This window comes from Blastococcus sp. KM273129 (assembly GCF_021698995.1).
Classification (GTDB): domain Bacteria; phylum Actinomycetota; class Actinomycetes; order Mycobacteriales; family Geodermatophilaceae; genus Blastococcus.
The window spans coordinates 1-23,729 of the sequence record NZ_SSXB01000040.1; the positions used below are offsets into that span (position 1 = coordinate 1).

25 protein-coding genes are annotated in these 23,729 nt (G+C 75.1%); 16 read left to right on the plus strand and 9 right to left on the minus strand.

Translation table 11 applies throughout. From position 1 onward, the window contains the following. Nucleotides 1-188 precede the first annotated feature (188 nt). On the plus strand, nucleotides 189-632 hold the full coding sequence (locus tag E9565_RS12610) for a nitroreductase family deazaflavin-dependent oxidoreductase (RefSeq protein ID WP_236825632.1): 444 nt from the start codon (nucleotides 189-191) through the stop codon (nucleotides 630-632). A 12-nt stretch (nucleotides 633-644) separates the two neighbouring features. Here E9565_RS12610 and E9565_RS12615 read toward each other — a convergent pair whose 3' ends face one another. Continuing rightward, nucleotides 645-1,706, minus strand: coding sequence for a winged helix DNA-binding domain-containing protein (locus E9565_RS12615; RefSeq protein WP_236825631.1), 1,062 nt, complete (start codon nucleotides 1,704-1,706; stop codon nucleotides 645-647). Between the two features lie 142 nt (nucleotides 1,707-1,848). Here E9565_RS12615 and E9565_RS22965 point away from each other — a divergent pair, with 142 nt between their 5' ends. The 4 genes from E9565_RS22965 (at nucleotide 1,849) to E9565_RS12630 (ending at nucleotide 4,675) form a co-directional block, all read left to right on the plus strand. Continuing rightward, nucleotides 1,849-2,430, plus strand: a complete 582-nt coding sequence (locus E9565_RS22965; RefSeq protein WP_308196126.1) for a class I SAM-dependent methyltransferase — start codon at nucleotides 1,849-1,851, stop codon at nucleotides 2,428-2,430. A 58-nt stretch (nucleotides 2,431-2,488) separates the two neighbouring features. Then, nucleotides 2,489-2,611, plus strand: a complete 123-nt coding sequence (locus E9565_RS22545) for a hypothetical protein (protein ID WP_255714984.1) — start codon at nucleotides 2,489-2,491, stop codon at nucleotides 2,609-2,611. 105 nt (nucleotides 2,612-2,716) lie between these two features. Beyond that, nucleotides 2,717-3,013, plus strand: coding sequence for a three-helix bundle dimerization domain-containing protein (locus tag E9565_RS12625; protein WP_236825628.1), 297 nt, complete (start codon nucleotides 2,717-2,719; stop codon nucleotides 3,011-3,013). Between the two features lie 42 nt (nucleotides 3,014-3,055). Further along, nucleotides 3,056-4,675 (plus strand): ABC-F family ATP-binding cassette domain-containing protein, encoded by a 1,620-nt coding sequence (locus tag E9565_RS12630; protein ID WP_236835307.1) that lies wholly within the window; start codon nucleotides 3,056-3,058, stop codon nucleotides 4,673-4,675. A gap of 46 nt (nucleotides 4,676-4,721) precedes the next feature. Here E9565_RS12630 and E9565_RS12635 read toward each other — a convergent pair whose 3' ends face one another. Continuing rightward, nucleotides 4,722-5,558, minus strand: coding sequence for a DUF4190 domain-containing protein (locus tag E9565_RS12635; protein WP_236825626.1), 837 nt, complete (start codon nucleotides 5,556-5,558; stop codon nucleotides 4,722-4,724). A gap of 128 nt (nucleotides 5,559-5,686) precedes the next feature. Continuing rightward, complete coding sequence (locus E9565_RS12640) at nucleotides 5,687-6,904, minus strand: alanine racemase (RefSeq protein ID WP_236835309.1); 1,218 nt, start codon at nucleotides 6,902-6,904, stop codon at nucleotides 5,687-5,689. 104 nt (nucleotides 6,905-7,008) lie between these two features. Between E9565_RS12640 and E9565_RS12645 the strand changes: the two genes are divergently transcribed. After that, a complete protein-coding gene (locus E9565_RS12645; protein ID WP_236835311.1) occupies nucleotides 7,009-8,346 on the plus strand; it encodes a D-arabinono-1,4-lactone oxidase in 1,338 nt (445 codons plus the stop codon). A 24-nt stretch (nucleotides 8,347-8,370) separates the two neighbouring features. On the opposite strand, the gene E9565_RS12650 is transcribed toward E9565_RS12645, so the two are convergent. Beyond that, nucleotides 8,371-9,261, minus strand: a complete 891-nt coding sequence (locus tag E9565_RS12650) for an oxidoreductase (protein ID WP_236825623.1) — start codon at nucleotides 9,259-9,261, stop codon at nucleotides 8,371-8,373. 172 nt (nucleotides 9,262-9,433) lie between these two features. On the opposite strand from E9565_RS12650, the gene E9565_RS12655 reads away from it, so the two are divergent. After that, nucleotides 9,434-9,658, plus strand: coding sequence for a DUF2892 domain-containing protein (locus tag E9565_RS12655; RefSeq protein ID WP_236825622.1), 225 nt, complete (start codon nucleotides 9,434-9,436; stop codon nucleotides 9,656-9,658). 65 nt (nucleotides 9,659-9,723) lie between these two features. Here the strand turns inward: E9565_RS12655 and E9565_RS12660 are convergent, their stop codons facing one another. Continuing rightward, nucleotides 9,724-10,866 carry an alcohol dehydrogenase catalytic domain-containing protein gene (locus E9565_RS12660; protein WP_236833466.1) on the minus strand — a complete coding sequence of 381 codons (1,143 nt, stop codon included), beginning with the start codon at nucleotides 10,864-10,866 and terminating at the stop codon, nucleotides 9,724-9,726. 316 nt (nucleotides 10,867-11,182) lie between these two features. On the opposite strand from E9565_RS12660, the gene E9565_RS12665 reads away from it, so the two are divergent. Both E9565_RS12665 and E9565_RS12670 read left to right on the plus strand, forming a co-directional pair. Further along, nucleotides 11,183-12,532 carry a M23 family metallopeptidase gene (locus E9565_RS12665; RefSeq protein ID WP_236835313.1) on the plus strand — a complete coding sequence of 450 codons (1,350 nt, stop codon included), beginning with the start codon at nucleotides 11,183-11,185 and terminating at the stop codon, nucleotides 12,530-12,532. 151 nt (nucleotides 12,533-12,683) lie between these two features. Further along, nucleotides 12,684-13,646, plus strand: a complete 963-nt coding sequence (locus tag E9565_RS12670; RefSeq protein WP_236833467.1) for a cytochrome c oxidase assembly protein — start codon at nucleotides 12,684-12,686, stop codon at nucleotides 13,644-13,646. Between the two features lie 61 nt (nucleotides 13,647-13,707). Here E9565_RS12670 and E9565_RS12675 read toward each other — a convergent pair whose 3' ends face one another. Beyond that, nucleotides 13,708-15,306, minus strand: a complete 1,599-nt coding sequence (locus E9565_RS12675; protein ID WP_236825618.1) for an MFS transporter — start codon at nucleotides 15,304-15,306, stop codon at nucleotides 13,708-13,710. Nucleotides 15,307-15,382: 76 nt separating this feature from the next. Here E9565_RS12675 and E9565_RS12680 point away from each other — a divergent pair, with 76 nt between their 5' ends. The 4 genes from E9565_RS12680 (at nucleotide 15,383) to serB (ending at nucleotide 19,949) form a co-directional block, all read left to right on the plus strand. Further along, nucleotides 15,383-15,892 (plus strand): metallophosphoesterase, encoded by a 510-nt coding sequence (locus E9565_RS12680; protein ID WP_236825617.1) that lies wholly within the window; start codon nucleotides 15,383-15,385, stop codon nucleotides 15,890-15,892. A gap of 11 nt (nucleotides 15,893-15,903) precedes the next feature. Then, nucleotides 15,904-16,743: a methyltransferase domain-containing protein gene (locus tag E9565_RS12685; protein ID WP_255723777.1), complete on the plus strand. Its 840-nt coding sequence runs from the start codon at nucleotides 15,904-15,906 to the stop codon at nucleotides 16,741-16,743. Nucleotides 16,744-16,806: 63 nt separating this feature from the next. Next, nucleotides 16,807-18,564, plus strand: coding sequence for a cytochrome c oxidase subunit I (gene ctaD / locus E9565_RS12690; RefSeq protein WP_236835317.1), 1,758 nt, complete (start codon nucleotides 16,807-16,809; stop codon nucleotides 18,562-18,564). Between the two features lie 122 nt (nucleotides 18,565-18,686). After that, nucleotides 18,687-19,949 (plus strand): phosphoserine phosphatase SerB, encoded by a 1,263-nt coding sequence (serB, locus tag E9565_RS12695; protein ID WP_236835318.1) that lies wholly within the window; start codon nucleotides 18,687-18,689, stop codon nucleotides 19,947-19,949. Nucleotides 19,950-20,045: 96 nt separating this feature from the next. On the opposite strand, the gene E9565_RS12700 is transcribed toward serB, so the two are convergent. After that, a complete protein-coding gene (locus E9565_RS12700) occupies nucleotides 20,046-20,612 on the minus strand; it encodes an isochorismatase family protein (RefSeq protein ID WP_236835320.1) in 567 nt (188 codons plus the stop codon). A gap of 32 nt (nucleotides 20,613-20,644) precedes the next feature. Further along, the gene (locus tag E9565_RS12705) at nucleotides 20,645-21,928 is read right to left on the minus strand and encodes a nicotinate phosphoribosyltransferase (RefSeq protein ID WP_236835322.1); all 1,284 of its coding nucleotides are present in this window, start codon (nucleotides 21,926-21,928) and stop codon (nucleotides 20,645-20,647) included. A 59-nt stretch (nucleotides 21,929-21,987) separates the two neighbouring features. Here E9565_RS12705 and clpS point away from each other — a divergent pair, with 59 nt between their 5' ends. Continuing rightward, entirely contained in the window at nucleotides 21,988-22,284 is a 297-nt protein-coding gene (gene clpS, locus E9565_RS12710; protein WP_236829085.1) for an ATP-dependent Clp protease adapter ClpS, read from the plus strand. Further along, nucleotides 22,281-22,781 carry a DUF2017 family protein gene (locus tag E9565_RS12715; RefSeq protein WP_236825610.1) on the plus strand — a complete coding sequence of 167 codons (501 nt, stop codon included), beginning with the start codon at nucleotides 22,281-22,283 and terminating at the stop codon, nucleotides 22,779-22,781. The genes clpS and E9565_RS12715 overlap by 4 nt, the downstream gene beginning before the upstream one ends. Here the strand turns inward: E9565_RS12715 and E9565_RS12720 are convergent. Continuing rightward, nucleotides 22,720-23,073 (minus strand): hypothetical protein, encoded by a 354-nt coding sequence (locus tag E9565_RS12720; protein ID WP_236825609.1) that lies wholly within the window; start codon nucleotides 23,071-23,073, stop codon nucleotides 22,720-22,722. The genes E9565_RS12715 and E9565_RS12720 overlap by 62 nt on opposite strands. Before the next feature lie 126 nt (nucleotides 23,074-23,199). Here E9565_RS12720 and E9565_RS12725 point away from each other — a divergent pair, with 126 nt between their 5' ends. Then, the gene (locus E9565_RS12725) at nucleotides 23,200-23,685 is read left to right on the plus strand and encodes a Mov34/MPN/PAD-1 family protein (protein ID WP_236825608.1); all 486 of its coding nucleotides are present in this window, start codon (nucleotides 23,200-23,202) and stop codon (nucleotides 23,683-23,685) included. The last annotated feature ends 44 nt before the right edge of the window (nucleotides 23,686-23,729 follow it).

Sequence of the window (23,729 nt, forward strand, 5' to 3'; positions counted from 1 at the left end):
GCCCACCCCCGAACCCGCCGCCGCCCCGGAGGTCCCGGACGCCCGACGTGTCGAGGCCGGCTCCTTCGCTGTACCGCATCCCGTGCTGCTCCTCCCGCCGTCCGGCCGGGTGCACGCTGCCACCGGGCTCCGCGCGCCGCGACTCGGGTCGCCGCGCAGCACCTCCGCGCCGGCCCTAGATTCGGGCCATGCCGCTGGAGGGTGAGTACGAACCGAGCACGCAGCAGTGGGTGCGCGACCAGGTGGAGCGCTACGAGGCGACCGGTGGACGCGAGGCGAACACGCTCCGGGACACGGGGCTGCCCGTGGTGATCTTCAGCACGCGGGGGGCGAAGTCCGGCAAGGTGCGCAAGCAGCCGCTGATGCGCGTCGAGCACGACGGCGTCTACGCCATGGTCGGCTCTCAGGGCGGGGCGCCGACCGACCCCGCGTGGGTGGCCAACCTGCGGGCGCACCCCGACCAGGTCACCGTGCAGGACGGCCCCGAGCCGTGGGACGGCGTGGCGCGGGAGATCTCCGGCGCCGAGCGCGACGAGTGGTGGGAGCGGGCGGTGGCCGCCTACCCGCCGTACGCCGAGTACCAGCAGAAGACCGACCGGCGCATCCCCGTCTTCCTGGTCGAACGCCGCTGACCCGCGGGGCCGTCACGGCAGCGCGGCGGCCAGCCGCGGGACGGCCTCGGCGACGGTCGCGTCCCACCCGGTGAACGGCTCGGCCTCGACCGTGCGCGCGGCGCCGCGGCCGGCTCGCCGCCACGTCCCCGTGACCCGGCCGTCGACGACCACGGTCGGGCGGAAGACGCCGTTGCGCCCGGGCACGATGCGCTCGGCGTGCGCCGGGTCCAGGACGGCCTCCCGGTCGGCGTAGCCCAGCACGAACTCGTCGAACCCGGGGAGCAGCAGCGGTGCGCGGGCGGCCTCCCGGTGCGCCGCGCAGCGGTCGAGGGTCTCCGGGTCGAGGTACTGCTCGGTGCCCTCCACCTCGACGCGCGCCAGCCGGTCCCGGACCGCGTCCAGGCCGGTGCGGACGTCGCGCACCGTCGTCCCCGCCCAGCGGACCAGGTCGTGCACCGTGGCCGGGCCGTGGCCGAGGAAGTACCGCAGCACCAGTTCGGCGAGCGCCTCCTCGCGGGCGAGCCGGCGGGGCCCGCGGACCCACTCGTCGAGCAGCACGAACAGCTGCTCGCCGTCCTCCGTCGGCCCCAGGCACAGCGTGCCGGTCTGGGCGAGGAACCACAGCAGGTGGTAGCCGCGCTGGCCGGTCGTCGCCACCCCGCCCTCGTCGACGGCCGCGAGCAGCGCCCGGCGGGTGAGCCGGCGGCCGCCCGAGAGCGCGGCGACGGCGAGCTCCCGGGCCCGCTCGGCGTCGGCGTCGGTCAGCCGCAGGGCGGCGCGCCGCCCCGCCAGCCCGGCGAGCGCACGGGGGCCGAGGAGCTCGAGCATCCAGGGCAGGTCGCCTGCGGGGACCAGGTGCAGCGTCCCCCGCATCGGCCAGGAGCGGACGACGGCCCCGGTGTCGAGGGCGTGCAGCACGGCGGCGCGGTCCCGGGCCCGCGTGCGCAGGGCCACCGAGGTCACCGCGCCCGGGAAGTCCTGGCCCTGCACCGCCAGGAGCCGGTGCACCGCCGCGGCGGCGTCGGTGGCCGGCGGCCCGGCCAGCCGCTGGGCCACCAGGCGCAGGAGGGCCACGTCGTGCAGGGTCGTCACGGGCCCAGCGTCGCAGCGGGGTACGACACCGCGGGCCTCACCGCCGTCGCTCGACGACCTCCACCGGCGGCGTCGCGGCGTGCCACGTGGCACCCCACCCGCGCCCGGGCGCGGGGGGCGACCCGGCTGCCACACTGCCGGCGTGCGGGCAGAGGACTGGGACCGGCGGTACGCCGAGCAGGCGCAGTGGTCGCCGGGGCCGAACGACCTGGTGGCCGACCTGCTCGCCGACGTCCCGCCGGGCACCGCCGTCGATCTCGCCGCGGGCGAGGGCCGGCACGCGCTCTGGCTGGCCGGCCGCGGGTGGGCGGTGACCGCCGTCGACTTCTCCGACGTGGGGCTCGAGCGCGGCCGTACCCGCCCCGGGGCCGAGCGGGTGAGCTGGGTGGCCGCCGACGTGCTCACCTGGTCGGCCGGGGAGGGATCGCTCGACCTGGTGCTGGTCGCCTACCTCCACCTGCCGCAGGAGGAGATGACGCCGCTGCTCGCCCGGGCGGTCGGGTGGCTCCGCCCCGGCGGCCGGCTGCTGCTGCTCGGGCACGACGTGGCGAACCTGACGGCCGGCGTGGGCGGGCCGCAGGAACCGTCGATCCTGCACAGCGTCGACCGGCTGGCCCCGGTCGCCCGGCTCCTGGACGTGGACCGCCTGGAGCAGGTCCGCCGGGCCACGCCGCAGGGCACCGCGCTGGACACGCTGCTCTGGGGACGGCGCGCGGCCCGCTGATCCATCCGGCGGCGCACGGCCGAGCAGCCCCCCCCGGGCGGTAGCGTCGCCTGTCGTGATGGGCATGGGTGGGGCCGGCGGGCCGGAGTCCGAGCGCCGGCGGCGGCTGGTCGCCGCGGTCGTGGTGCTGGCGATGCTGCTGGCGGCGGGCGCCACGGTGCTCTCCATCGTGCTGGGCTGAACCCGGTCAGGCCTTTGGGCCCTGGCGACCCCGGCGGCGGACCGGCACCGTGTGGGACGCCGAGGCCGCTCCGGCCCGGTCACCCTCCGGAACCGAGGACCGCCGATGACCCTGGTCGTCCCGCCGAGCCCCTCCGGCCCAGCCCCCGACGACCCGACCGGCCCGGCGGCAGCGCCGGCCGGTCTCCTCCACGACCGCGGGCGCACCGGCGCGCACGGGGACGACGCCGTCAGCGCGGCCGTCGTCCGGCTGAGCGGGGAGTACTCCGGCCGGATCGGGCACCGGGCGGTCGTCCGGGTGGTCCGGGACTGCCGGCGCGACCTGGGCGGGTCGCCGGTCGGTGCCCTCCCGGAGCTGGTCGAGCGGCTGGCCCGGTACCGCCTGGACCGGTGCATCGGCTGAGCACCGCCGGAAAGCGGTTGCCCGCCCGGGCAGGATGAGCCCGTGGGCTACGTCGACGTGACCGGTGTCCGGCACACCCTCTCCGACGGGCGGGTGCTGCTGGACGACGTCTCCTTCCGCGTGGGCGAGGGGGCGCGCGCGGCGCTGGTGGGCGAGAACGGTGCGGGGAAGACCACCCTGCTGCGGATCATCGCCGGCGACCTGCTGCCCGAGGCGGGCTCGGTGGCCCGCACCGGCGGCCTCGGGGTGATGCGCCAGTTCATCGGGGCGGTGCGGGACGACACGACCGTCCAGCGGTTCCTCGTCGACCTCTCGCCGCCCGCGGTGCGCGCGGCCTGGGACGCGGTGGAGGCCGCGGAGCTGACGCTGATGGAGAGCGACGACGAGCGCGCGCAGATGGCCTACGCCGACGCGCTGGCGCAGTGGGGCGACGCCGGCGGGTACGACGCCGAGGTCACCTGGGACACCGTCACGGTGGCGGCGCTCGGCGTGCCCTACGAGCGCTGCAAGTACCGCGAGCTGTCCACGCTCTCCGGCGGCGAGCAGAAGCGGCTGGCGCTCGAGGCGCTGCTGCGCGGGCCGGACCAGGTGCTGCTGCTCGACGAGCCCGACAACTACCTCGACGTGCCCGGCAAGCGCTGGCTGGAGGAGCGGCTGCTCGAGACGACGAAGACGGTGCTGTTCGTCAGCCACGACCGCGAGCTGCTGGCCCGGGTGGCCGACCGCGTGGTCACCGTCGAGGGCGGGTCGGCGTGGGTGCACGGTGGTGGCTTCGCCAGCTACCACGAGGCGCGCACCGCACGGCACGACCGTCTCGCCGAGCTGCGGCGGCGGTGGGACGAGGAGCACGAGCGGCTCGTCGAGCTGGTGAAGACCCTCCAGCAGCAGGCGAAGAACTCACCGGCCATGGCGTCGAAGTACTCCGCGATGCAGACCCGGCTGGCCAAGTTCGAGGCCGCCGGGCCCCCGCCGGACCGGCCGCCGGAGCAGAAGGTGGCGATGCGGCTGCGCGGCGGGCGCACCGGTGTCCGGGCGGTGATCGCCGAGCAGCTGGAGCTGACCGGGCTGATGCAGCCGTTCGACCTCGAGGTCTGGTACGGCGACCGCGTGGGCGTGCTGGGCGCCAACGGGGCGGGCAAGTCGCACTTCCTGCGGCTGCTCGGCGGGCAGGAGGTCGCGCACACCGGGTCCTGGCGGCTGGGGGCGCGCGTCGTCCCGGGGCTGTTCGCGCAGACCCACGCGCACCCGGAGTGGCAGGACCGGACCCCGGTCGACCTGCTGTGGCACGGGGAGCCCGGGCGGCCGGGCGTCGACCGCGGGCGCGCGATGTCGGTGCTGCGCCGGTACGGGCTCACCGAGGCCGCCGACCGGCCGTTCCGCACCATGTCCGGTGGCCAGCAGGCCCGGTTCCAGATCCTCGCGCTGGAGCTGTCCGGGGCCACGCTCCTGCTGCTGGACGAGCCGACCGACAACCTCGACGTGCTCTCCGCGGAGGCGCTGGAGGAGGCGCTGGCGGCGTTCGAGGGGACGGTGCTCGCGGTGACCCACGACCGCTGGTTCGCCCGCTCCTTCGACCGCTTCCTGGTGTTCGGCTCCGACGGCCGGGTGTACGAGTCCGCCGAGCCGGTGTTCGACGAGGCGCGGGTCGCCCGCGCCCGGTGAGGGCCCGCGCACGACGGCGGCCGGTCGGCCGCCGTCGTGCGACCGGTCAGCCCAGCGCGTAGAAGACGCGCTCGTCGGAGCCGAAGCTGATGGTGGGCTCCACCGACAGCTCGGCACCCGCGAGAGCGGCCGGCGGGACGTCCATGCAGAACTGGAAGGTGTCCGTGCCGCCCGGGTTGAGGGTGGGGGCGTTCATCGCGTCGTCGGGCAGCAGGGCCATGCACTCGGCGTCGCTGTACTGGCGGTTGTCGTTGCCGTGGACGACCGCGGTGAGGTCCATCCCCGGGAAGCCTTCCTCGGCACCGGTGTAGGTGGCCGTCAGCTGGACGACGACGTACTGGCCGTTCGTCGCGGGCTCGTTGAACTGGTTGCCGGCGGCGGCGATGGCGTTCCCGTCGAGCTCGACGGCGTCGACGATGACCTGGTAGTCGCCGACCTGCGCCGGCACGCCGAGCGGCACGGTGTCCGCGACGGGTGCCTCCTCGGCCCCGGCGGGGGCGGCGTCACCGGCCGGCGGCGCGGAGACCTCGTCCCCGGCGCGGTCGAGCTCCTCCTGCACCTCGTCGATGACGTCCGCGTAGAACGCCTGGGTCGCGAAGACGACGACGATCGCGAGCACCGAGGTGACCAGGCCGGTGACGGCCATGCCGGTGCCGCCGTGCGTGCCCCGGCGGGCGCGGAGCAGGGCCGGGATGCCCAGGCCCAGGCCGACGACCGCGATGACCGCGGCCACGTTGTTGACGATCGGGATCCAGCTGAGCAGCAGGGCGATGATGCCGAGCACCATCGAGGCGATGGCGAGCCCGGCACCCTTCTTGGCCGGCGGCTGGAAGGCGGGCGGCGGGCCGTAGTACTGCGGCGGCGCCTGCGGGGGGTAGGACAAGACGACTCCTTCGACGATGCATTACCGGGCGGGACCGTATGGGTCCGGCAGGCGGGCGCACGCGCATGCGGAGTTCCGACACCCGCGGCGGGCCCCAGCCGTCCCAGGGGCCCCTGCCGAGCCGTCCGTCAGCCGAAGGAACGGCCCTCGCCGCGGTAGGTGGGCAGCGCGTCGACCACGGCGCCGCCCTCCACCGCGTGCAGCACGTCGACGTGCTCGCAGAGCTCCCCGGCCTTGGCGTGCCGGAACCACACCCGGTCGCCGGTGCGCAGGCCCGCGGTGCCCGGTCCGCGCAGCGGCGTCTGCACCTCGCCGACGCCCTCGCCCGCCAGCCAGCGGAGCCCCGCCGGGAAGGTCGGCAACGGCAGCCGGTCGGCCCCCGGCGGCCCCGAGGCGATCCAGCCACCACCGGCCACGGTGACGACGCCGGGCGCCGGCACGCGGGTGACCGGGACGGCGAAGAAGGCGGCGGCGCGCCCGGTGAAGGCCCGGTAGCCGTCGAAGAGGGCGGGGGAGTAGAGGCCCGAGCCGGCTGCCACCTCGGTCACCGCGGGCTCGGCCGCGGTCCGCTCCAGGCTGCCGGTGCCGCCGCCGTTGACGAACCGCAGCGGCGCCACCGCGGAGACGGCGGCCACCACCTCGGCGCGCCGGTGCGCGAGCTCCCGGGCGGAGACGGCCTGCAGCCCGCGCACCGCCAGGCCCCGGAGGGGACGGCGGGCCGGTGCGTCCTGCAGCCCGGCGATCTGCGCCTCGTACGCCATCAGGCCCACCAGTTCCACGCCGGGGCGGTCGACCACCGCGCGGGCCAGGGCGACGGCCGCGCCGGGGGAGTGCACCGGCGACCGCCGGACCCCGACGTGCACCCGCCCGCCGGCGGCGCGCAGGGAGGCGTCGACGTCGAGGCACATCCGCAGCGGCGGCCGGGTGCCGGGCGGGACGACGGCGTCGAGGAGGTCGAGGTGGTCGACCGAGTCGACGACCAACGTCACCCGGTCCGCTGCCTGCTCGTCGGCGGCGAGCGCGCGCAGCGCACCGGCGTCGACCGAGGGGTAGCCGACGACGACGTCGGTGCTCACGGCGTCGTCCCCGCCCGCCAGCCAGAGCGCCTCGCGCAGGGAGTAGGCCAGCACCCCGGAGAAGCCGGGGCGGGCGAGCACCCGGCGCAGGACGCCCCGGCACCGGACCGACTTGCTCGCCACCCGGACGGGCCGGCCGGCGGCCCGGGCGACCAGGTCGGCCGCGTTGGCATCGAGCGCGGCGAGGTCCACGACGGCGAACGGCGCGTCGAGCGCCGCGGTGGCGGCCTCGAGCGCCGCGTGCCGCCCGGCGGCGGGATCCGGCCTCATCACGGCGCAGCGTGCCCGGTGCCGAGCCGGGCGGGCAAGAGCTCGCGGGCGGTTGACCACCGGGGAGGCAGCCGCCAGAGTCCCCGTTCGACGGAGGGAGACCGGTGACCGAGCTGCTGGACCGGACCGGGGTCCGCACGCGGTGGCGCAACTGGGCGGGCAACCAGCGGGCCGAGGCGACGGCGGTGCACCCCCGGTCGGTCGACGAGGTCGCCCACGTGCTCACCGCGGCGGCCGCGGGGGGGCGCCGGGTGCGGCCGATCGGCAGCGGGCACTCCTTCTCGGGCATCGGGCGGCCCGACGACGTCCAGCTGGTCTGCGACCGCCTGTCCGGGGTCCGGTCCCTCACCGACGACGGGCTGGTCACCGTGGGTGCGGGCACGACGCTGCACCGGCTGGGCGCCGAGCTGCTGCGCCGGGGGTGGGCGCTGACCAACCTGGGCGACATCGACCGGCAGACCGTCGCCGGGGCGCTGGCCACCGGCACGCACGGCACCGGGGCGCGGTTCGGCGGGCTGGCCACCCAGGTGCGCGGCGTCGAGCTGGTGCTGCCCTCGGGGGAGGTGCTGACCTGCGACGCGGAGCGGCACCCGGAGGTGTTCGCCGCCGCGCGGGTGGGCCTGGGGGCGCTGGGGGTGGTGACGGCGGTGACGCTGCAGGCCGAGCCGGCTTTCGCGCTCCGCGCCGCCGAGGGGCCGGGCGCCCTCACCGCGGCGCTGGAGGGCTTCGAGGAGCTGATGACCTCCACCGACCACGTCGAGTTCTACTGGTTCCCGCACACCGACGCGACGCTGGTCAAGCGCAACACGCGCGTCCCGCTGGCCGACGGGCTGGCCCCGCTGCCGCGCTGGCGCGCGGTGTGGGACGACGAGGTGCTGGCCAACGCCGCCTTCGCCGGGGTGGTGGCCACCGGCCGCCGGGTGCCGGCGCTGGTGCCCGGGCTGGCGCGGGTCTCGGCGAAGGCGCTGGGCCCGCGCTCGTTCACCGACCACTCCCACCGCGTCTTCGTCAGCCGGCGGCGGGTGCGCTTCCTGGAGATGGAGTACGCCGTCCCCCGCGCCGACGCCCCGTCGGTCCTCGCCGAGCTGCGCCGGGTGCACGAGGCCGCCGACTGGCAGTCGGCGTTCCCCGTGGAGGTGCGGCTGGCCGCGGCCGACGACGTCCCCCTGTCGACGGCGTCGGGCCGGGACACCGCCTACGTCGCCGCGCACGTCCCCGCCGGCGCCGAGCCGGGGGGCTGGTTCGCCGCGCTGGAACGGATCGCCGGGGAGGTGGGCGGCCGGCCGCACTGGGGCAAGCTGCACGGCCTGGACGCCGCGGCCCTCCGTGGGCGCTACCCCGGGTTCGACGCGTTCGTCGCGCTGCGGGACCGGCTGGACCCCGGTGGGGTGCTGGGCAACGAGCACCTCGACCGGGTGCTGGGGCCGGTCCCGCGGCCCTGAGCGGCCGGCGCCGGTTGCCCGGGGTCAGCCGGCGGGGTCGGGCTCGCCGGTGCCGCCGATGCGGTCGAGCTCGGCCAGCTCCTCCGGGCCGAGCACCCGCGCCGCGGCCTGGAGGTTCTCCTCGAGGTGCGCGACCGACGAGGTACCGGGGATCAGCAGCAGGTTGGGGGAGCGGGCCAGCAGCCAGGTGAGCGCCACCTGCTTCGGCGTCGTCCCGAGCCGCCGGGCCACGGTCTCGAGAGCGGCCGACTGGAGCGGGGTGAAGCCGCCCAGCGGGAAGAACGGCGTGTAGGCGATGCCCTCGCGGGCGAGGGCGTCGATCATCGGGTCGTCGTGCCGGTGCACCAGGTTGTAGTGGTTCTGCACGCACACCACGGGCGCGATCGACTGGGCCTCGGCGAACATCTGCGGCGTCACGTTGCTCACGCCGAGGTGGCGGACCAGCCCCTCCTGCTGCATGGCCGCGAGCGCCTCGAAGGGCTCGGCGAGCGAGCGCTCCACCGGCTCGGCGAAGCCGGGCATGCGCAGGTTCACCACGTCCAGCGCCTCCACCCCGAGGTGGTCGATGTTCTCCTCCACCGCCCGGCGGAGGTCGTCGGGGGCGAGGGCCTCGGGCCACCCCCCGTCGGCGTCGCGGCGGGCACCCACCTTGGTGACGATCACCAGGTCGTCGGGGTAGGGGTGCAGGGCCTCGCGGATGAGCTCGTTGACGACGGTGGGGCCGTAGTAGTCGCTGGTGTCGATGTGGTCGACGCCCAGTTCGACGGCGCGCCGCAGGACGGCGATCGCGGCCTCCCGGTCGGCCGGCGGCCCCATCACGTGGGGACCGGTCAGCTGCATGGCGCCGTAGCCGATGCGGTGCACCTCCCGGTCGCCGAGGCGGTAGCTGCCGGACTTCTCCGCGGTGGTGGTCATGTCCCGCCCCCTACCCCGGCAGAGGTCGGTGCGACTCCTGCGGGCGGCCGGCGCTGACCGACGGCCCCGGCCCTGGCGTTCGAAGGTCCTGCCGGCTCCGGTCCTCGGGCACTGACCCGCACCGCTCGGACCCGCCAAGGTGGAGGCCTCGGGGGCTCGTGGAGGAGGACGCATGAAGCGGAACATGGGCACCACCGACCGGGGGATCCGCGCCGTCGTCGGCATCGGGGCTGCCGTCACGGCGCTGCTCACCGGAGCCGGCTCGGCCTTCGGCATCGTGCTCTGGGTGGTGTCGGTGATCATGCTGGTCACCGCTGCGGCCGGGTACTGCCCGGTCTACACCGCCCTGCGGGTGAGCTCGGTCGGGGGCCTCCACCGGGAGACCACGCGGGTCTGACCGGGCGGCGCAGGGGCGTCACCGCACTGCGGTGACGCCCCTGCGACGTCCGCGGACCGCTGGGATCAGGGCTGCAGCAGCACCTTCACCGCGCCGTCCTTCTTCTCGCGGAAGTTCGCGTAGGCCTCGGGCGCCTGCTCCAGCGGCACCCGGTGGGTGGCGAACTCGTCGACGCCGAGCGGGTCGCCGTCGACCAGCAGGGGGAGGATGTCGGGCACCCAGCGCCACACGTTGGCCTGGCCCATGCGCAGCTGGATCTGCTTGTCGAACATGCGCATGAGGGGGAGCGGGTCGGTGGCGCCGCCGTAGACGCCCGACAGCGAGATGGTGCCGCCTCGGCGGACCGCCTCGATGGCGGTGTTGAGCGCGGCCAGCCGATCGATCCCGGCGACCTGCATGACCTTCTCCATGATGGCGTCCGGCACGACCGCGCTGGCCTTCTGCGCCATGGTGGCCAGCGGGGAGCCGTGCGCCTCCATGCCGACCGCATCGATCACCGCGTCGGGGCCGCGGCCGTCGGTGAGGTCGCGCACCCGGGCGACGACCTCGGCCTGGTCGGTCGAGTCGATGACGGTGATGCCGTTGCGCCGGGCGCGGGCGAGCCGCTCGGGGACGACGTCGGAGGCGATGACCTGGCCGGCGCCCAGGTGCTTGGCGATGCGGGTGGCCATGTCACCGATGGGGCCCAGCCCGAGGACCAGGACGCTGCCGCCCTGCGGGATGCCGGCGTACTGCACGGCCTGCCAGGCGGTGGGGAGCACGTCGGAGAGGTAGACGAACCGGTCGTCCGACGGCGCGTCGGGCACCTTGATCGGCAGCGTGTTGCCGAAGGGCACCCGCAGGTACTCGGCCTGCCCGCCCGGCACCTGCCCGTAGAGCTTGGTGTAGCCGAACAGCGAGGCGCCCATCCCCTGCTCGCGGTTCTGCGTGGTCTCGCACTGGGACTGCAGGCCCTCGGCGCACATCCAGCAGGTGCCGCAGGAGATGTTGAACGGCACGACGACGCGGTCGCCGGGCTTCACGGCGGTCACGTCCCGCCCGACCTCGCGGACGATCCCCATGGGCTCGTGGCCCATCACGTCGCCGACCGTCATGAACGGCGCCATGACCTCGATGAGGTGGAGGTCGGACCCGCAGATGCCGCTGGAGGTGATCTCGACGATGACGTCGGTCTGCTCCTGGATGGTGGGGTCCGGGACGGTCTCCACCCGGACGTCTCCTCGGCCGTGCCAGGTCACTGCGCGCATAGGACTTCTCCCTCGATCGGGCATCGGAAAAGGGTCTTCTGCCCCTACGTGAGCCGGATCGCGCGACTCTCAACCATCCACGGCGCGTTGTTCACTCTGCGTTCAACTCTGCTCACGCACAGGCGATGGATCGGTGCGCGCATCGGTGATCCGGTTCACAGAACTGCAGGTCCGTACCCCGCTCTCCAGATCACGAATCCATCACGGCGTGTTTACATGGGCCCCGCTCCTCTCCCCGGGAGCCGCTGTGCAATGTCCGCCGACGGAAGTCAGGTGCATGAGCCCGCTCCACCACGACCGCCTCCCCGAGGGGGGTGCGGCACCGACCGGCACGGTCGACGCCACGCCCGCTCCGGCTCCCGCCACCGGCGGGACGCGCGAGGACAAGGCCGGGTCCGCGGTCCCGCCGCAGCGCCAGGGGAAGGCGCGCGGGACGGGGACCCGTCGGACCACCGTTCCCACCACCCGCACGCGCGGCCGCGCCACGGGGGCTGCGCCGGCCGCGGAGACCTCGCCGCGCCGCGACCGGACCGGTGGTCGCCACCGGGTCGAGGCGCCGACCCCGCTCACGACGGCGCGGGCCGCGGTCCTGAAGGTGATCGCCGCCAAGGTCGCGGCGGCGGCCGCGGAGGCGCCCGCCCGGCGCCGGCCGACGCCCTACAAGCGGTCCGCCGTCGACCTGGCCGCGCTCGCGCCGGTCACCGACGTCGCCGCGCTGGCCGAGGGCACCGCCCCCGCCCCGCAGGCCGTCGTCGTCGTCAAGGACGCCGTCGAGCAGCCCGCGCCGTCGCCGGTCCCCGGCGAGCCGGTCGTCGTCGTCCGCGACGCCGCCGTCGCGCCCGAGGCCGAGCCGGCCGAGGTCGTCGCCGCCGTGGCGGCGGGCCGCCGCGGCCGGCTGGACCGCCGCCCCCCCGCCGGGCGCCGCCGGTCCTCGCTCTACCTGGCCGCCGCCCTGATCGGCGCGCTGAGCATCAGCGGCGCATCGGTGAGCGGCGCGACGGAGGTGGCGACCGAGACCGCCGGCCACTCGATCAGCGTCGCCGAGCAGCTCGGCATCGACGCCTCCTCCGCGGCGCCGAAGGTCGACGCGGACGACACCGAGCGCCTGCGCGAGGTCGTCGCCAGCCGCAACGCCCGCGACGCCGACCGCACGGCCGCCGCGGACGTCCAGGCCGAGGCCGACCGGGTCGCCCAGGAGGAGGCCGACCGTGCCGCCGCCGAGGCGGCGCGCCCCAAGGCGGTGCTCCCGGTCCAGGGCGGGCGGCTCACCAGCGGCTTCGGCCAGCGCTGGGGCACCCTCCACGGGGGCATCGACCTGGCCGCGCCGATGCGCACGCCGGAGTACGCGGCGGCCGACGGCGTCGTCCTCGAGGCCGGCCCCGCCAGCGGCTACGGGCTCGTCGTGTACATCCAGCACGGCGACGGCGACGTCACCGTGTACGGCCACATGGACGAGATCCTCGTGACCCCGGGCCAGGTGGTGCGCGCCGGCGACACCATCGCGCTGCTGGGCAACCGCGGCCAGTCGACCGGCCCGCACCTGCACTTCGAGGTGCGCGTCGGCGGCATCGACGGCGAGCGGATCGACCCCCTGCCGTGGCTGCGGGAGCGCGGCGTCCAGATCTGACGCCGCACCGACCACGACGCCGCCCCCCGCCGGAGCAGTTCCGGCGGGGGGCGGCGTCGCGCGTGGGGCGGGTCGCGGCCGCCGCCGGCCGGGGCGGCGGTGCGCAGTGGGACAGTGGAGGCGCACGACCGGCCGGCAGGAGGAGATCGCGGTGGAGCACGGGCACCACTCGGGGATGTGGGTCCCGGACGAGCCGCCCACCTGGGGGCGGATGCTCCTCCCGCACCTGGACGCCTGGTCGGTGCTGGCCGTCCTCAGCATCGTCGGGCTGGTCGTCTACCTGGCCGCGGTCGTGCGCCTGCGGCGCACCGGGGTCTCCTGGCCGTGGTGGCGGACGCTGGCCTGGGCGGGTGGCACCGCGTCGCTCTTCGCCGTGACCGGTACCTGGTTCAACGGCTACAGCATGGTGCTCTTCAGCGTCCACATGACCCAGCACATGGTGCTGTCGCTGATCACCCCGCTGCTCCTGCTGCTCGGCGCGCCCGTGACGTTGGCGCTGCGCACGCTGCCGCGCGGCCGCGGCCCGGCGGGCGCCCCCCGGGCGCTGCTGCTCGAGGCGTTGCACAGCCGGTTCGCCCGCGCCGTGGCCCACCCGCTGTTCACGGTCCCGCTGTTCCTCGCGAGCCTCTACGGCGTCTACTTCACCCCGCTGTTCGACGCCCTCATGTCCAACCCGGCCGGGCACCAGTTCATGCTGGCGCACTTCGTGGTCACCGGTTTGCTGTTCTTCGGCCCGATCGTCGCCCAGGACCCCTGGCCGCGGACGCTCAGCCACCCGGGCCGCATGCTCGAGCTGTTCCTGCCCGTCCCGTTCCACGCCTTCTTCGGCGTCGCGATCATGATGGCCGGTTCGCTCGTCGTCGACTCCTTCGCCGAACCCCCGGCCGGGTGGGGCGTCGACCCGCTGGCCGACCAGGCCGTGGCCGGGGGCATCGTGTGGGCCTTCGGCGAGCTGCCCACCGTGCTGGTGCTGTCCGTCGTGTTCTTCTCCTGGGCCCGGTCGGACGAGCGGCGGGCGCGGACCCTCGACCGCGCGGCCGACCGCGACGGCGACACCGAGCTCACGGCGTACAACGCCCGGCTGCGCGCTCTCGCGGAGCGCCAGCGGGCCTGATCCGCCCCCGAACGCACCGGGCGCCCCTCCCGTCGTGGGGAGAGGCGCCCGGGGTGCCTTCTCAGCCGACGTGGACGACGGCGTCGCCCTCGGCCGGCAGGTCCTCCTTGGTCGCCTTGATGAGCACCGCGGCGACGAGCGCGCCCAGCACCAGCAGCGCGGCCGCCCAGGTGAACGCCGTGGTGTAGCCCTCGACCTGCGCGGCCAGGCCGACGGCCGGGTCCCGCGGGTCGGCCCCGGAGGTGAGCGCGTCGGCGGTGTAGGTGCTGATCGCCGCCACCGAGAGCGAGGCGAGGACGGCGGTGCCGATGGAGGCGCCCACCTGCTGCGTGGCGTTCAGCATGGCGCTGGCCGCGCCGGCGTCGTGCTGCCCGGCGCCCACCAGTGCGAGGTTGGACAGCGGCACGAAGGTGAAGCCGAGGCCCAGGCCCAAGAGCAGCTGGCCCGGGAAGGGCAGCGTCCAGAACCCGGTGTCCAGCCCCACGAGCGACAGCGTGAACAGCCCGGCCGCGGCCAGGAAGCCACCGAGCACCATGAGCGGCTTCGGCCCGACCCGCGGGAGCAGCGCGCTGGAGGCGCCGGCCGAGACGAAGACGCCGAGCGTGGTCGGCAGCGAGGCCAGCCCGGCCATGACCGGCTCGTAGCCGAGCACCTGCTGGAAGTACAGGCTCAGGAAGAAGAAGGCCCCGATGAGCCCCGCCCCGACCAGGGTGGAGGTGAGGTAGGCCCCGCCGCGGTTGCGGTCGAGCACGATGCGCATCGGCAGCAGCGGGTTGCGGGTGCGCAGCTCCAGCAGCACGAACAGCGCCACCAGCAGCAGCCCGCCGACGATGAAGACCCAGGCGAGCCCGTCGGTCCAGCCGCTCTCAGGCGTGACCAGCGCGGGCGCGCCCTGCGCCGCGGCCTGCGCGTTCGCCGCAGCCGCCTCGGCCGCGTTGGTCTGCGAGGCCTCGGCGACCCGGGTGAACCCGTAGACGACGGCGCCGAGGCCCAGGGTGACCAGCACCGCGCCGGGGATGTCGTAGCTCGTGTCCCCGGGGGCCTTGCTCTCCGGGACGATCGGGACCGCCAGCACGATCGCGAGCAGGGCCACCGGCAGGTTCACCCAGAAGCACCAGCGCCAGTCGGCGTACTCGGTCAGCACGCCGCCCAGCAGCAGGCCGACGGCGGAGCCACCGCCGGCGATGGCGCCGTAGACGCCGAAGGCCTTGGCCCGCTCCTTGGGGTCGGTGAACAGCACGGTCAGCAGGGCGAGCGACGCCGGGGCCAGCAGCGCGCCGAAGACGCCCTGGAGCGCGCGGGCGCCGAACAGCATCGCCTCGTTCTGGGCGATGCCGCCGAGCGCGGAGGCGACGGCGAAGCCGGCCGCGCCGACCAGGTAGGTGCGCTTGCGGCCCCAGAAGTCGGCGATGCGGCCCCCCAGCAGCAGGAAGCCGCCGAAGGTGAGCGTGTAGGCGGTGACGATCCACTGCTGGCTGGCGGCGCTGATGCCCAGGTCGGCGGTGACGGCGGGCAGCGCGATGTTGACGATCGTGGCGTCGAGGATGACCAGCAGGACGGTCATGGCGATGACGCCCAGGGCCAGCCAGCGCTTCTCGTAGGGCTCGTCGGCGGCGGTCGGCGCGCCGCCCGCGGCAGGGGAGGGGAAGGGTTCGGTCACGGGAGGTCCTCGGGTCGTGCGGAACGGGCCGGATCGCCGGCCGGGAGAGAACGTAGCGGCCTGCAACCATGTCGTCGTGCCTGTTTCGCTGGTGTTCACCGCAGATACGCACGTCCCCAAGCGCGCGCGTGAGCTACCTCATGCGCTGTGGGCGGCGATCGACGCCGCGGACGTGGTCGTGCACGCCGGCGACTGGGTCGACGTCGCGCTGCTCGACGCGCTGGAGCAGCGGGCGGCGCGCCTGGTCGCGGTGCACGGCAACAACGACCACGGGCCGCTGCGGGACCGGCTGCCCGAGGTCGCCCGCGCCGAGATCGGGGGCGTCCGGTTGGCCGTCGTCCACGAGACGGGGCAGGCGGCGGGGCGGGAGGCCCGGTGCGCGGCCCGCTTCCCCGACGCCGACGTCCTGGTGTTCGGGCACAGCCACATCCCCTGGGACACCACGGCCGCCTCCGGCCTGCGGCTGGTCAACCCGGGGTCGCCGACGGACCGCCGCCGCCAGCCGCACGGGACGTTCGTCACCGCCGTGGCCGCCGACGGCCGGCTGCGCGACGTGACCTTCCACCCGGTGCCCCCGCGCCGGTGAGCACCCCACCGCTGGACCCGCGCGCGGTCGGGCTGCTCGCCTGCCCCGTGTGCACGGCACCCTTCGCCGTCGAGGGGGGCGGCGCCGGGCTGCGCTGCGCCACGGGTCACGCCGTCGACCGGGCGCGGCAGGGGCACCTGACCCTGCTGCCCCCGGGGCGCCGCCCGCCGACCGGCGACTCGGCCGCGATGGTCGCCGACCGGGTGGCGTTCCTCTCCGCCGGCCACTACGACGGCGTGACGGCGGCGCTGGCAGCGGCGGTCCTGCCCGGGGAGCCGGCCACGGTGCTCGACCTCGGCGGCGGCACCGGGCACCACCTGGCCCGCCTGCTCGACGCGCTCCCGGGGGCGGCCGGTGTGGTGCTGGACGCCTCGCGCTACGCGGCCCGCCGCGCCGCCAAGGCGCACCCGCGTGCGGTGGCGGTGGTCGCGGACACCTGGGCCCGCCTGCCGGTGCGCGACGCCGTGGTGGACCGGGCGCTGGTCGTCTTCGCCCCGCGCAACGGCCCCGAGATCGCCCGGGTGCTGCGCCCGGACGGGCGGCTGGTCGTGGCCACACCCGGCCGGGACCACCTGACCGAGCTCGTCGCGCCGCTGGGCCTGCTGCGCGTGGACCCGGGCAAGGCGGAACGGCTCAGCGCCACCCTGGAGCCGCACCTGGCGCGCGCGGGCGCCGAGCGGCTCCGCCGGACCCTGCTCCTGGACCACGCGGCGGTCACCACGCTGGTGGGCATGGGGCCGCACGCCCGGCACCTGGCACCGGACGCGCTGGCGGCCTCGGTGGCCCGGCTGCCGGCCACCGTGCCGGTCACGATCTCGGTCGAGGTGGCCACCTACCTGCGCGGACGGTGATCGCCCGGCGCGCCTCGCCTGCCGGACCTGAGCGGCCGGGTGGCACGGTCTAAGCTGCCGACCGTGACGATTGCACCGGCGCCCATCGTGAGCCGGCCCAGCCCGGCTCACGTGGTCGAAAAGGGCTCGCGGCTCTCCAACCTGCTGCGGACCACCGACCACAAGACCATCGGTCTGATGTACATGGCCACCTCGTTCGCGTTCTTCATCGGCGGTGGCATCATGGCGCTGCTGATGCGCGGTGAGCTGGCGCGGCCGGGGCTGCAGTTCCTGTCTCCCGAGCAGTACAACCAGCTGGTCACCATGCACGGCACGGTGATGCTGCTGATGTTCGCGACGCCGCTGTTCTTCGCGTTCTCGAACCTCATCATGCCGCTGCAGATCGGGGCGCCGGACGTCGCGTTCCCGCGGCTGAACGCCTTCTCGTACTGGCTGTTCCTCTTCGGCAGCCTGATCGTCGTCGGCGGTTTCCTGACGCCGGGTGGCGCGGCGGACTTCGGCTGGTACGCCTACGCGCCGCTGTCCAACGTCGTCCACTCGCCGGGCCCGGGCGCGAACATGTGGTTCGCCGGTCTGGCGGTCAGCGGTCTGGGCACCATCCTCGGCGCGGTCAACTTCATCACCACGATCGTCTGCCTCCGGGCGCCGGGTCTGACGCTGTTCCGGATGCCGATCTTCACCTGGAACACGCTCGTCACCAGCGTGCTGGTCCTCTTCGCGTTCCCGATCCTGACCGCCGCCATCGCGGCGATGCTGGCCGACCGCAACCTCGGCTCCCTCGTCTACTCGGACGAGAACGGCGGCCCGATGCTGTGGCAGCACCTGTTCTGGTTCTTCGGGCACCCCGAGGTCTACATCATCGCGCTGCCGTTCTTCGGCATCGTCACCGAGGTCATCCCGGTCTTCGCCCGCAAGCCGCTGTTCGGCTACAAGGGCATGGTCTTCGCGACCATCGCGATCGGCGCGCTCTCCCTCGCCGTCTGGGCGCACCACATGTACGCCACCGGCGCGGTGCTCCTGCCGTTCTTCGCCTTCCTGACCTACCTGATCGCGGTGCCGACCGGGATCAAGTTCTTCAACTGGATCGGCACCATGTGGCGGGGTCAGATGACCTTCGAGACGCCGATGCTGTTCTCGATCGGCTTCATGATCACCTTCCTCCTGGGTGGTCTGACCGGCGTCCTCCTCGCCAGCCCGCCGCTGGACTGGCACGTCAACGACAGCTACTTCGTCGTCGCCCACTTCCACTACGTCGTCTTCGGCACCGTCGTGTTCGCTGCCTACGCCGGCATCTACTTCTGGTTCCCCAAGATGTGCGGCCGGATGATGGACGAGCGGCTGGGCAAGCTGCAGTTCTGGCTCACCTTCATCGGGTTCCACGGCACGTTCCTGGTGCAGCACTGGCTGGGCAACGAGGGCATGCCGCGCCGGTACGTGGACTACCTGGAGACCGACACCTTCACCGTGCTGAACACGGTCTCCACGATCGGGTCGTTCATCCTCGGCGCCTCGGTGATCCCGTTCATCTACAACGTGGTCAAGTCGTGGAAGTACGGCGAGCTCGCGCTGCGGGACGACCCGTGGGGCCACGGCAACAGCCTGGAGTGGGCGACGTCGTCCCCGCCGCCGCGGCACAACTTCGTGGAGATCCCCCGGATCCGCTCGGAGCGCCCGGCGTTCGAGGCGCACTACCCGCACCTCATCGAGCGGCTGCAGGCCGAGGCCCACGTCGGCAAGCGGCACGAGCCCTACGGCGGCGTCAGCGAGGTGCTCGAGGGCACGGGCCCGCGCCAGGGCCCGAAGGACCCCGACCCGACCTGACGCAGGACCAGCACGTCACCGACGCCCCGTCGGCCTCCGGGCCGGCGGGGCGTCGGCGTCGCTGCCGCACGCGGGGCAGGGGCCGGGCCGGGGCCGCCACGGCCGTGCGGCACGATGACCGCGTGCCGCACGAGCCGACGCCCGACCTGCTGCCGGCCCCCGACGCCATCGCGCCGCGGGCCCTGCTCACCGTCACCGGGGCGGACCGGCCGGGGGTGACCGCCCGCCTGTTCGCCGCGCTGGCACCGCGCGGGGACGGGCGCCCGCCGGTCGAGGTCCTCGACGTCGAGCAGGTCGTGGTGCACGGGCACCTGGTGCTGGGCGTGGTGGTCGGCGCGCTGGTGACCGGCGGCCGGCCGGTGACCGGGGAGGCGGAGCTGCTGGACCACCTGCGGTCCGTGGCCGACGACGTCGAGGGCGCCCTCGGCGTCCGCGTGGCGGTCGAGTCGGCCAGCGGCCCCGACGCGCCGGCCGCCGGCGGGCGCCCGCACCACGTCATCGTGCTGGGGCGGCCGGTGCCTCCCGAGGCGGTGGCCGGCGCCGCGCAGGCGGTCACCGGGGTCGGTGGCAACATCGACGCCATCCGGCGGCTCTCCGACGTCCCGGTCACCAGCTTCGAGCTCACCGTCTCCGGCGCGGAGGCCACCGCCCTGCGCGCCGCCCTCGCCTCGGTGGCGGCCGAGACGGGCGCCGACATCGCCGTCGAGCAGGTCGGCATCGCCCGGCGCAGCAAGCGCCTGATCGTCCTGGACGTCGACTCCACCCTGGTGCGCGGCGAGGTCATCGACGAGCTGGCCGCGCGCGCGGGGCGGGCGGCGGAGGTCGCCCGCATCACCGCGGCGGCGATGAACGGCGAGCTCGACTTCGCCGAGTCGCTGCGGGCGCGGGTCGCCGTGCTGGCCGGGCTGCCCGAGACGGTGCTCGACGAGGTCCGCGAGCACCTGGTGCTCACCCCGGGCGCGCGCACCCTCATCCGCACGCTGCAGCGGCTGGGGTTCCGCTGCGGCATCGTCAGCGGCGGCTTCACCCAGATCACCGGCCCGCTGGCCGAGAGCCTCGGGCTGGACTTCGCCGCGGCGAACACCCTCGAGGTGCGGGACGGGCGGCTGACCGGCGGGCTGGTCGGGGAGATCGTCGACCGGCCCGGGAAGGCGCGGGCGCTGGTCCGCTTCGCCGAGCAGTACGGCATCCCGCTGGACCAGACGGTGGCCGTCGGCGACGGGGCCAACGACCTCGACATGCTCAGCACCGCGGGGCTGGGGATCGCGTTCAACGCCAAGCCGTTCGTGCGCGAGCAGGCGCACACGGCGCTGAACCAGCCCCACCTCGACGCCGTCCTGCAGGTGCTCGGCTTCACCCGTGACGAGGTCCTCGACGCCGTCTGACCACCCGCCCCGCTGCTCGGCGATGACCAGGTGACCTGATCGTCGGGCGTCCTCCCTCGGCGTCGGCGGTGGGGGAGGACGGCGCCGCGGCTCCGCTCAGCCCTGGTGGACGGCGCCCTCCAGCTGCACCCCCGCCGTGCGCAGCTGGTCGAGAGCGGCGCTCACCGTGCCCTCGGAGACACCCGCGGTGAGGGGCAGCAGCACCCGCGTGCGGAACCCGGCCGCGACGGCGTCCAGCGCGGTGGCCCGCACGCAGTGGTCGGTGGCGATGCCGACGACGTCGACGGCGTCCACCCCGCGCCCGCGCAGCCAGTCGGCCAGCCCGACCCCGTCGGACACCCCCTCGAACCCCGAGTAGGCGGCGGCGTACTCGCCCTTGTCGAACACCGCCTCGAGCGTGCCGCGGTCCAGCGCCGGGTGCAGCTCCACCCCGCCGGTGCCGACGACGCAGTGGGCGGGCCAGGTCTCGAGGAAGTCCGGCGTCTCGGCGAAGTGCGACCCGGGGTCGACGTGGTGGTCGCGGGTGGCGACGACGTGGTCGTAGCCCGCCGTCCGGACGTGCTCGGTGATCGCCGCCGCCACCGCGGCACCACCGGCGACGGCCAGGCTGCCGCCCTCGCAGAAGTCGTTCTGCACGTCCACGACGATCAGTGCGCGCGTCATCCCTGCAGTGTGCCCCGCGACGGGCTGGTCGCTCACGCGGTGAGCGTCTCCAGGACCGGTTCGCCGCGGGAGAGCGCCCACGCCTCGGCGGGCAGCGCCTCCCGCACCCGCGCGTGGTGCTCGCGGGCGCGCCGCAGCGCCTCGGGCGGGGCGACGTCGTCGCACACGGCGCCGTCGCGCACCAGCGGGACCACCAGGTCGCGGTCGCCCGCCCGTGGCCCGACCGGCGCGCTGCTGACCACCTCGGCCGTGGCGGTGCCGTCGTCGCCGTGCCGCCGGACGGCGTGCTTGCGCCCGCCCACGGAGTTCTTGCCCTCGGAACGCTTGGCCACGGGGACGCCGTCCCGCTCCACCAGCTTGTAGACCATCCCGGCCGTGGGCGCCCCGGAGCCGGTGACCAGCGAGGTGCCCACCCCGTAGCCGTCGACCGGGGCGGCCATGAGGCCCGCGATGGCGTACTCGTCGAGGTCGCTGGTGACGATCACGCGGGTGCCGGTGGCGCCGAGCTCGTCGAGGAGCTCCCGGGCGCGGGTGGCCAGGGTCGGCAGATCGCCGGAGTCCAGCCGGATGGCGCCCAGCTCGGGCCCGGCCACCTCGATCGCCGTCCGGATGCCCTGCTCGACGTCGTAGGTGTCGACGAGCAGCGTGGTGCCCGTGCCGAGGGTGTCGACCTGCGCGCGGAAGGCCGCGCGCTCGTCGTCGTGGAGCAGCGTGAAGGCGTGCGCGCTGGTGCCGGTCGTCGGGACGCCGTAGCGCCGGCCGGCCTCCAGGTTGGAGCTCGCCGCGAACCCGACGAGGTGTGCGGCACGCGCGGCGGCCACGGCGGCCAGTTCGTGGGTGCGCCGCGAGCCCATCTCGATGCAGGGGCGCTCGCAGGCGGCGGCCACCATGCGCGCCGCCGCCGAGGCGATCGCCGAGTCGTGGTTGAGCACGGAGAGGGCGAGGGTCTCCAGCAGCACGCCCTCGCCGAAGGGGGCGCGCACGGTGAGCACCGGGGAGCCGGGGAAGAACAGCTCGCCCTCGGCGTAGCCGTCGACGTCGCCGCTGAACCGGAAGTCGGCGAGCCAGTCGAGCAGCCGCCGGTCGGTCAGGCCCTGGTCGCGCAGGGTCGCCAGCTCCTCGTCGCCGAAGCGGAAGTGCGGCAGGGCCTCGAGCAGCCGGCCGGTGCCCGCGAGCACCCCGTAGCGGCGGCCGTGCGGCAGGCGGCGGGCGAACACCTCGAAGACGCAGTCCCGCCCGGCCGTGCCGTCGGCGAGCGCGGCGGCGAGCATGGTCAGCTCGTAGCGGTCGGTGAGCAGCGCGGGAGCCGTCGGCATGGCTCCGGAGCGTAGGCGGAGCCCGATCGGCGGGCCGGGCGACGTCCTAAGCTGGGACCGTGGCCGGACCGCTCGCCCCGACCCGGGCCCCCGAGACGACCGTCGAGGAGCACGGCGACCTCGACCGTCCGTGGGTGACCATCGTGTGGAACGACCCGGTCAACCTGATGACCTACGTGACGTTCGTGCTGCAGGAGCTGTTCGGCTACGACGAGCCGACCGCCACCACGCTGATGCTGCAGGTGCACCACGAGGGGAAGGCGATCGTCAGCTCCGGCCCGCGCGAGCGCATGGAGCACGACACCAGCCGGCTGCACGCCTACGGGCTGTGGGCCAGCTACCAGAGGGACTCGTGAAGCCGTTCCGCGCAGCCCGCGGCGGGCAGCTGGTCGCCCGGCTGGACCGGGCGGAGGCCGGCATCGTGGGGCTGCTGCTGGACCAGTTGGAGCAGCTGCTGGCCGCCGACCGCGCCGACAGCAGCGGGGACCCGGTGATCGAGCGGCTGTTCCCGGCCGGGCACCGCAGCGACCCGGCGCTGGCCGAGGACTACCGCGGGCTCACCGAGCAGGCGCTGCGCGGCGGCAAGGCCGACGACCTCGCGACGGTGCGCGCCACGCTGCCGGCCGACGGGGGAGAGGTGCGCCTGGACGCGGACCAGGCCGGCGCCTGGCTGCGCACGAGCAACGACCTGCGGCTGGCGCTCGGCACCCGGCTGGACATCGGCGAGGACACCGAGCCGCCGGAGGAGATCGTGGACGAGGGCGACCACCAGCTCGCCGTCTACTACTGGCTCACCGCGCTGCAGGGGTCGCTCGTCGACGCGCTCGTCGCGGGTCGCGCCGGCCGAAGGTGAGCAGCACCAGGGCGGCGAGCAGCAGGGCGAGGACGAAGAGCACGTAGACCATGCCGTGCAGCTCCACCTCGGCCAGCGCCGCGCCGACGGTCGAGACCAGCACCAGGGCCGAGGTGGCGAGCAGCAGGAGCAGGAGCACCGCGCGCACGACCACGATGACCACGACGGGGCCGCGGTCGCCCGGGTGGACCGCGCTGTAGCCGCGGTGCCGGAACAGCCCCCGCAGACCCATCACGAGCGCCGGCAGGGCCAGCAGCACGACGCCGGCGGTCAGGAGCAGCGGGACCCACACGACGCCGACCGTATCGGTCCCGGCTCGTCTCCCCGCGGCCGCCCGGCGGCCACCTGCCGGTCACCCGGCCGTGCCGTTCCGGGGGCGACCGGGGAGCGGCCCCGCGGGCACGCCTAGACTGGCGTCGTGCTGCGCATCGACCGCGCGACCTACGACGCCATCGTGGCCCACGCCCGGAAGGACCACCCGGACGAGGCCTGCGGCGTCGTCGCCGGACCGGAGGGGACCGAGCGTCCCGAGCGCTTCGTGCCGATGCTGAACGCGGCGCGGTCGCCGACGTTCTACGAGTTCGACAGCGCCGACCTGCTGGCGCTGTACCGCGAGATGGACGACCGCGACGAGTGGCCGGTCGTCGTCTACCACTCGCACACCGCCACCGAGGCCTACCCCTCGCGCACCGACATCGGCTACGCGTCGGGGCCGGCGGCCGACCCCCGCACCCACTACGTGCTGGTGTCCACCCGGCACCACGGCCCCGAGACCGGGCTGGCCGGCGACGACGTCGAGTTCCGCAGCTACCGCATCGTCGACGGGGAGGTGTCGGAGGAGGAGGTCGAGATCGTCGAGTCCTACCTGTTCGGGCACTCGCCGACGACCGTCGTCTACGACTGAACGTGTGACTGCCGCCGCCGCCCGGAATCGGCGGCGGTCACCGG